This is a genomic window from Streptomyces sp. ICN903 (assembly GCF_022015835.1).
Classification (GTDB): Bacteria; Actinomycetota; Actinomycetes; order Streptomycetales; family Streptomycetaceae; genus Streptomyces; species Streptomyces fenghuangensis.
Map to the genome: position 1 here is coordinate 19,994 of NZ_JAKMAY010000037.1, position 8,497 is coordinate 28,490.

Below are 8,497 nucleotides of genomic sequence, written 5' to 3' on the forward strand. Positions count from 1 at the left end.
GAGTCGTGGGGCTGGCTGGCTTGTGGGGCGATGTCAGGTTAAGCGCATATATGACAGATATGGTGGATTGCGTGCGGAGCGGTGTCCGCCCGGGTCGAAGTCGTGCGATCGGCGGACGAACGGGTAGGTGCCAGGGCGGGTACGGACAGGCGTACGGACAGACACACGGACGGGCAATCGACCGGGGCATCGGCATATCAGGGAGGCAGTCGTGAGGACAGCGGCACTGGGACCGGCCGAGCGGGCCGAGGCGCTCGCCCGCATGTCGGAGCGCGAACTGGACATACTGGTCGTCGGCGGAGGGGTGGTCGGCGCCGGCACCGTCCTGGACGCGGCGACCCGCGGCCTGTCGACGGGCATCGTCGAGGCGCGCGACTGGGCCTCGGGCACCTCCAGCCGCTCCAGCAAGCTCATCCACGGCGGGCTGCGCTATCTGGAGATGCTGGACTTCGCGCTGGTGCGCGAGGCCCTCAAGGAGCGCGGGCTGCTGCTCCAGCGGATCGCCCCCCACCTGGTCAGGCCCGTCCCCTTCCTCTACCCGCTGCGGCACCGGGGCTGGGAGCGGCTGTACGCGGGCTCCGGCGTCGCGCTGTACGACGTGCTCGCCACGGCCTCCGGCCGCGGCCGCGGTCTTCCCCACCACCGGCACCTGACGCGCCGCCAGGCCCTGCGCGTGGCGCCCGCCCTGCGCAAGGACGCGCTGGTGGGCGCCCTGCAGTACTACGACGCGCAGATGGACGACGCCCGCTACGTCGCCGCCCTGGTGCGCACCGCCGCCGCCTACGGCGCCCACGCCGCCAACCGGGCCCGTGTGGTGGGCTTCCTGCGCGAGGGCGAACGTGTGGTCGGCGCCCGGGTGGAGGACCTGGAGCAGGGCGGCGAGTACGAGATCCGGGCCAGGCAGGTCGTCAACGCCACCGGCGTGTGGACCGACGACACCCAGCGGCTGACCGCCGAACGCGGGCAGTTCCACGTCCGCGCCTCCAAGGGCATCCACCTGGTCGTGCCCCGCGACCGCATCCACTCCACCACCGGGCTGATCCTGCGCACCGAGAAGAGCGTGCTGTTCGTCATCCCCTGGGGACGGCACTGGATCGTCGGCACCACCGACACCGAGTGGGACCTGGACAAGGCCCACCCGGCGGCCTCCAGCGCCGACATCGACTACCTGCTCGACCGTGTCAACTCGGTGCTGGCCGTGCCGCTCACACGCGACGACGTGGAGGGCGTCTACGCCGGACTGCGCCCGCTGCTGGCCGGGGAGTCGGACGCCACCAGCAAGCTCTCGCGCGAGCACACCGTCGCCCACCCGGTGCCGGGCCTGGTGGTCGTCGCGGGCGGCAAGTACACGACGTACCGGGTGATGGCCAAGGACGCGGTCGACGAGGCCGTCCACGGGCTCGACCACCGCGTCGCCGAGTGCACCACGGAGGAGGTGCCGCTGGTCGGGGCCGAGGGCTACCACGCGATGTGGAACGCCCGCGCCCGGATCGCCGCCCGCACCGGACTGCACGTGGCGCGCGTGGAGCATCTGCTGGGCCGGTACGGCTCGCTGATCGACGAGGTGCTGGAACTGGTCGCCGCCGACCCGAGCCTGGGCGAGCCGCTGCCGTGCGCGGACGACTACCTCAGGGCGGAGGTGGTGTACGCCTGCACGCACGAGGGCGCGCGCCACCTGGACGACGTCCTCACCCGCCGTACGCGCATCTCCATCGAGACCTTCGACCGCGGCACGCGCAGCGCGCGGGAGTGCGCCGAGTTGATGGCGCCGGTGCTCGGCTGGGACGCCGGGCAGATCGACCGCGAGGTGGAGCACTACCACAAGCGGGTCGAGGCCGAGCGGGAGTCCCAGCGCCAGCCCGACGACCAGACCGCCGACGCCGCGCGCCTGGGCGCGCCGGACATCGTGCCGCTCCAGCCGCTGTGACGGCCCGGCCGCCGGTGACGGGCCGTCACCGGCGGCCGCCGCGTGGGCGGTGAGCGGACGCGCCCGGCGTGTCCGCGGATGCCGGGGCGTCAGCCCGGGCCCCGCGCACCGCCGTTCCGGTTGTGTGTCCCCGGCCGCGTGCACCGCGGTCCGCCCCGTGGGGGAGAATGGGGCCACTGCTGGGGCGGGCTGAGTGTGAGGGGACGCATGAGCGACGTGGACGGCCGCGGCAAGAAGGCCGGACGGCTGCTGGGCGGGCGTTACCGGCTGGGCGACGTCCTGGGCCGCGGTGGGATGGGTACCGTGTGGCGGGCCGAGGACGAGGTCCTGGGCCGTACCGTCGCGGTGAAGGAACTGCGCTTCCCCTCCAGCATCGACGAGGAGGAGAAGCGCCGGCTGATCACCCGCACGCTGCGCGAGGCCAAGGCCATCGCGCGCATCCGCAGCAGCAGCGCCGTCACCGTCTACGACGTGGTCGACGAGGACGACCGCCCCTGGATCGTCATGGAGCTGATCGACGGCCGCTCCCTGGCCGACGTGCTGCGCGAGGACGGCCCGCTGGAGCCGCGGCGGGCGGCCGAGGTGGGCCTGGCGATCCTCGACGTGCTGCGCGCCGCGCACCGCGAGGGCATCCTGCACCGCGACGTGAAGCCCTCCAACGTCCTGATCGCCGACGAGGACGGCCGGGTCGTCCTCACCGACTTCGGCATCGCCCAGATCGAGGGCGACCCCTCCCTCACCTCCACCGGCATGCTGGTCGGCGCGCCCTCCTACATAGCGCCGGAGCGGGCGCGCGGCCAGCGCCCCGGCCCGCCGTCCGACCTGTGGTCGCTGGGCGGGCTGCTGTACGCGGCGGTGGAGGGCCACCCGCCGTACGACAAGGGGTCGGCGATCGCCACCCTGACCGCGGTGATGACCGAGCCGCTGGAGCCCCCCAAGCGCGCCGGGGCCCTGGAGGCGGTCATCCACGGACTGCTGGACAAGGACCCGGACAAGCGGCTGGACGAGCCTGGCGCGCGGGTGCTGCTGGAGCGCGCGGCCCGCGGGCCGCGCGCCGGGGGCGAGGAGAAGAAGAAGGAGGAGCCGGAGGGCACCCGTACGACCGTGCTCCCGCTGGCCGGCGCCGGTGCGTCCGGTGCGTCGGGTGCGTCCGGCGCTTCGGGCTCGAACGGCACGGGCGGTGAGCGGCTGCGCGAGGCGCTGCGGTCCGTACGCGCCGCCGCGGCCGCCTCGGCCGGGCGCGGCGAGGAGCACAGGGCCGGGGAGGAGAAGGCCGAAGGGGCCGGGGAGAAGACCGGCGGCAAGGCCGCCGCGGGCACCCCGGGGGCGGCCGGCGGGAGCGCGGCCACCACCGCCGTCCCGGCCGGTGTGGCCCGCGCGGCCCGTATGGCGCGTCAGCCCGCCGGGCTCGCGGTGGTCGCCGTCGTGGTGCTGGCCCTGCTCGGCACCGTCCTGGCCGTCGCGTTCGCGGGTGACGACGAGCCCGGCGGACGGGCCGGATCCGGCACGTCCGCGGCCCCGACGGCCGGGCAGGACTCCGGTGGGGACGGGCAGGACGGCAAGGACGGCGGGCCGGGCGCTTCCTCCGCCGAGCCGTCCGCCGAGCCCTCCTCCGAGCCGCCCGCCGACGAGGACGGTGGGGAGAAGCGGGAAGGCGGCGAGGACGGCGGCAAGGGCGGACAGGGCGGCGAGGGGCTGCCCGAGGGCTACGAGAAGGTCACCGACGACCGCTTCCACTTCTCGATGGCCATGCCCGAGGGCTACGAGCGCGCCGGGATAGCGGGCCGGAACTCCGGTGGCAAGTACGCCCCGCGCGGCGGTGGTTACCCCAAGGTCCAGGTCGACTTCAACGGCAGCCCCGGGGACAGCGCGGCGGGCGCCTGGCGCTCCCTGGAGCCCGCCGTGCGCGGCAGCAGCACCGGCTACTCCCTGGTGGACATCAAGCCCGTGAAGTGGCGGGACTACCCGACCGTCGCGGACTGGACGTTCGAGCGCGTGGAGAAGGGCAAGCGGGTGCGCGTCCTCAACCGCGGCTTCCGGGTCGACGACACCCACGGCTACGCCATCATGATCACTTGTGAGGCGGAGAAGTGGGACGGCGAGGAGTGCCGCACGGTGCGTGAGACCGCGTTCCGGACGTTCCGCCCCCGGGACTGAGACGGACAACCGGCCGACGGGCGACGCGAGGCCGCCCGGGCACGTATCGTGATAGTACGCAGACCCTGTGCGTCCGCGATCCGGCCGGTGGGAACGGATCCTGACGGGCCGTAGGGCACCAGTCCGTGTGGGGAGGGCGCCGTGGACGAGTACTCGGGTCGGCTGCTGGCCGAGCGGTACCGCTTGCCGCGTCCGCCGTCGGACGAGTACGAGCTGGTGGAGTCCCGCGCGTACGACACGGCCAGCGGGCAGGAGGTGCTGGTCCGCCAGGTGCCGCTGCCGGAGGTCGTCGAGGCCGAGTTCCTCGGCGGGGGCGGCTACGGGCACGACCGCGCCGGCCGTGCCACGCGGCGTCCGGCCGATCCCGCCGTGCGGCGCGCGGTGGAGGCGGCGCTGGCCGCCTCCCGGATACCCGACCACCCGCGGCTCGACCAGGTCTTCGACGTCTTCGTCGAGGGCGACGGCCTGTGGATCGTCAGCGAACTGGTCGCGGCCAGGCCGCTGGCCGCCCTGCTGGCCGAGCGCCCGCTGAGCCCCCACCGGGCGGCGGAGCTGGCGGCCGACCTGCTCACGGCCCTGCGCGCGGTCCACGCGCACGGCTGGGTCCACCGCAACATCACCCCCCGCACCGTCCTCGTCTGCGACGACGGCCGGGCCGTGCTCACCGGGTTGGCCGCCGGCGCGGCGGAGGAGGCCCTGTGCGGGTACGACCCCCTCCCGGCGCCGCCGAGCGTGCTGCCGCGCGGCCATGTGGACGGCCCCGCGGACGGCCCGGCGGACGACGTGCCCGAGTCCGGCGTTCCCGGCCTGCCGCCCGGCTACCGGGGGGCAGGCCAGGGCCCGGCGGCGGGCGGTGTGCCCCGCCAACTGGCGGGCCCCGGCGCCGACGAGGGCCCGGAGGCGGGGGAGTACGGGGCGGACGGCCACCACATGCCCCACGGCAGCGGCGAGCGCCCGGAGCCCGGCGGCCCGGCCGCCGGGCGCGCCGCGCGCAGCGGCGCCATCGCCGCGTACCGGGCCGGTACGCGCGCCGCCGCGGCCCGGGCCGAGGTCGAGGCGCGCAGGGGCGAGGTCGGCCGGCAGGCCGGGGACCTGCGCCCGGTGCCCCCCGGTGGCTCGGCCCCGTACGGCGGCGAGGCGTACGGCGAGGCATACGGCGAGGAGCCGCACGGCGAGCGGACGCCGCCCGCGCGTAGCTGGGGCGAGGAGGACGGCGACCGCTACCGCGGCCCCACCACCGCGCTCGCCGCCGAGCGCGCCCGCCAGACCAGGATGGCGATCGTCGGCGCCGTCACCGAGCGCTGGGCCCCCGAGCAGGCCGGGCCCGTTTACGAGAACTGGCGGCTGGCCCCGCCGGTCGGCCCGGCGGCCGATCTGTGGGGCCTGGGCGCACTGCTGTTCCGGGCCGTCCAGGGGCACGCCCCCTACCCCGAGGAGTCGGTGGCCGAGCTGGTGCAGATGGTGTGCGCCGAGCCGCCCGCGTTCGCCGAGGAGTGCGGTGCGCTGCGGCCCGTCGTGGAGTCGCTGCTGCGCCAGGACCCGACCGAGCGGCCCGACTTCGAGGAACTGGGCGGCTGGCTGCGCTCCCTGATCCGCTCCGCGCCCGAGCCCGAGGTCGGGCTGCACACGGTCACCGCGCCGCTCTCGCTGGAGGCGGGCCGGCCCGCCGACCCCAGGCGGCTGCCGATCATAAGGCGGCGGGGCGAGCTGGTGCGCAGGAAGCGGGCGGAGCGGTCCCCGGTGGCCACCCACGCCCGGCACCGGCGCGCCCGGAAGCAGAGGTCGCCGCGCCGGCTGGGCATGGTCCTGGTCGGGCTGATCCTCCTGCTGCTGACCGGGACACTGGTGTACGCGGCCGTGTACATGCCCGGCGGCGGTGCCGGTTCCTCCGGGAACAGCGCCGACCAGCGGCCCGGCAGCGTGGGCGCGCAACCGGAGCAGCCGGAGCAGCCGGGGGAGCCCGGTGAGGAAGCCCCGCCGCCGGAGGACGAGGCCGGAGGGCCGGACGGGCCCGGGGGCTCGGAGGAGCCCGGCACCGAGCGGCCGCAGGCCGGCGATCCGGTGGAGGGGCTCGACGGCTACGAGCTGCACGAGGACGCGTCCGGCTTCCGGATCGCGCTCCCCGAGGACGCCCGGCGGGCGGGTCCGGAAGGCCGGGGGCGGACGGTCTTCACGCACGGGGGCCTGGAGATCGTCGTGGTGCCCGGCCGGGACACCACCGAGGAGTACGGCTCGGACCCGATGGCGTACCTCACCGACGACCAGCGGGAGCTGGACGCGTACCGCGCCGCGGACTGGGCGACCAGTTCCGGGATGCGGCGGATACAGGTGGGCCGGACGGTGATGGCCGAGGGCCGGTTCAGCTGGCGGGATGGCGCGGACAGCACCTACATGTGCGACCGGGCGGTCGTCCTGGAGGGCCGCTACCACTCGGTGCTGGTCAGGGGGCCGGAGAGCCGGAAGGACGACATCGACCGCGTCTTCGACACGATCGCCGACACCTACCGCGCCACCGGCTGAGCCGCGCCCGGCCGGGCCGCCCGCCCCGGCGCCCGAGGCCGTTCCCGGCCGGTTCCCGGGCCGTTCTCCGGGCCTCCGCCCGTATGCGCGCGATCCGTGCCAGTGTTCACTGGCGGATTCCGTGAAAAGTGGTTACCGCCGGGTACACAGAAGGTTTCCCACGCCGTACCCTCCCCGGTATGACGGATTCGCCAGGTACCGCCGCCACCGGGGCGGCGCAGACGACGGGCACCGCCCCCGACGCTCCCGCGGTCACCGCGGCCCCCGCCGTGCCCACGACGGCCGGCAACCCGGTCGCCACCCCTCACGCCGCCGCCCGTACCGCCGCCGAGGTGGTGACCGGCGAGCTGGTCGCCCGGCTGACCCGCGGCCTGACGGGCAGCGGCCGCACCGCCTGCCACACCCCCTTCACCGGCGAGAAGCTGGCCGACCTGCCCGAATCCACCCCCGCCGAGGTCGCCGAGGCCTACGCCCGGGCCCGCGAGGCGCAGCGGGCGTGGGCGGCGCGGCCGGTACGCGAGCGCGCCGCCGTCCTGCTGCGCTTCCACGACCTGCTGCTGGCCCGCCAGTCGGAGGTGCTGGACCTGGTCCAGCTGGAGACCGGCAAGGCGCGGCTGCACGCCCACGAGGAGGTGCAGGCGGTCGCCGTCGCCGCCCGCCACTACGGCCGCAAGGCCCCGGCGTACCTGCGCCCCCGCAACCACACCGGCGCCATCCCGGTGCTCACCCGGGTGCGGGAGCTGCGCCACCCCAAGGGCGTGGTCGGGCAGATCGCCCCGTGGAACTACCCGCTGGAGCTGTCGGTCGGCGACGCGCTGCCCGCCTTCGCCGCCGGCAACGCCGTCGTCATGAAGCCCGACACCGAGACCGCGCTGACCGCCCTGTGGGCGCGCGACCTGCTGATCGAGGCCGGGCTGCCGGCCGGGGTCTGGCAGATCGTGATCGGCGAGGGGCCGGTCGTCGGCCCGGCCGTCGTCGACCACGCCGACTACGTCTCCTTCACCGGCTCCACCCGCACCGGCCGCGAGGTCGCCCAGCGGGCCGCGTTCCGCCTGGTGGGGACCTCGCTGGAGCTGGGCGGCAAGAACGCCATGCTGGTGCTGGAGGACGCCGACCTCGACCGCGCGGCCGAGGGCGCGGTGCGAGCGGCCTTCTCCTCGGCCGGGCAGCTGTGCATCTCCATCGAGCGGCTCTACGTGCACGCCTCGATCGCCGACGCCTTCCTGGAGCGGTTCACCGCACGCACCAGGGCGCTGCGCCTGGGCTCGGCGCTCGCCTACGGCGCCGACATGGGATCGCTCGTCTCGCGACGGCAGCTGGAGAACGTGGTGCGGCACGTGGACGACGCCGTCGCCAAGGGCGCCAGGGTCCTGGCCGGCGGCAGGGCACGCCCCGACGTCGGCCCGCTGTTCTACGAGCCGACCGTCCTGGAGGGCGTCACCGCGCCCATGGCCGTCTGCGGCGAGGAGACCTTCGGCCCGGTCGTCTCCGTCTACCGCTTCACCGACGAGGACGAGGCGGTCGCGCTGGCCAACGCCACCCCCTACGGCCTCAACTCCAGCGTCTGGACGAAGAACACCCGCCGGGGCCGCGAGATCGCCGCCCGGCTGCGCACCGGCACGGTGAACGTCAACGAGGGCTACGCCGCCGCCTACGGCAGCGTCCAGTCGCCGATGGGCGGCATGGGCGAGTCCGGGGTGGGCCGCCGGCACGGCTCGGAGGGCATCCTCAAGTACACCGAGGCGCAGACCGTCGCCACCCAGCGGCTGCTGCCCATGGCCCCGTCGCTCGGCATGGACGACGCGAAGTACGCGGCCTTCATGAGCGCCTCCCTGCGCGCGATGAAGGCGTTCCGCTTCCGCTGACGCCCCGCTCTCCCGCGACCCCCGTCCC

At 75.5% G+C, this 8,497-nt stretch carries 4 protein-coding genes; all 4 read left to right on the top strand.

Annotated features, from left to right (window positions below; translation table 11 throughout):
• The first annotated feature begins 211 nt into the window (after window positions 1-211).
• The 4 genes from L7D48_RS06335 (at window position 212) to L7D48_RS06350 (ending at window position 8,469) form a co-directional block, all read left to right on the top strand.
• Entirely contained in the window at window positions 212-1,927 is a 1,716-nt protein-coding gene (locus L7D48_RS06335) for a glycerol-3-phosphate dehydrogenase/oxidase (protein ID WP_237877888.1), read from the top strand.
• Between the two features lie 207 nt (window positions 1,928-2,134).
• Window positions 2,135-4,084, top strand: coding sequence for a serine/threonine-protein kinase (locus L7D48_RS06340; protein WP_237877889.1), 1,950 nt, complete (start codon window positions 2,135-2,137; stop codon window positions 4,082-4,084).
• A gap of 141 nt (window positions 4,085-4,225) precedes the next feature.
• Window positions 4,226-6,604: a serine/threonine protein kinase gene (locus tag L7D48_RS06345; protein ID WP_237877890.1), complete on the top strand. Its 2,379-nt coding sequence runs from the start codon at window positions 4,226-4,228 to the stop codon at window positions 6,602-6,604.
• Window positions 6,605-6,783: 179 nt separating this feature from the next.
• Complete coding sequence (locus L7D48_RS06350; protein WP_237877891.1) at window positions 6,784-8,469, top strand: succinic semialdehyde dehydrogenase; 1,686 nt, start codon at window positions 6,784-6,786, stop codon at window positions 8,467-8,469.
• The last annotated feature ends 28 nt before the right edge of the window (window positions 8,470-8,497 follow it).

Coding starts and splice junctions, on each gene's coding strand:
- L7D48_RS06340 (WP_237877889.1), top strand. CDS start 2,135: ATGAGCGACGTGGACGGCCGCGGCAAGAAGGCCGGACGGCTGCTGGGC.
- L7D48_RS06350 (WP_237877891.1), top strand. CDS start 6,784: ATGACGGATTCGCCAGGTACCGCCGCCACCGGGGCGGCGCAGACGACG.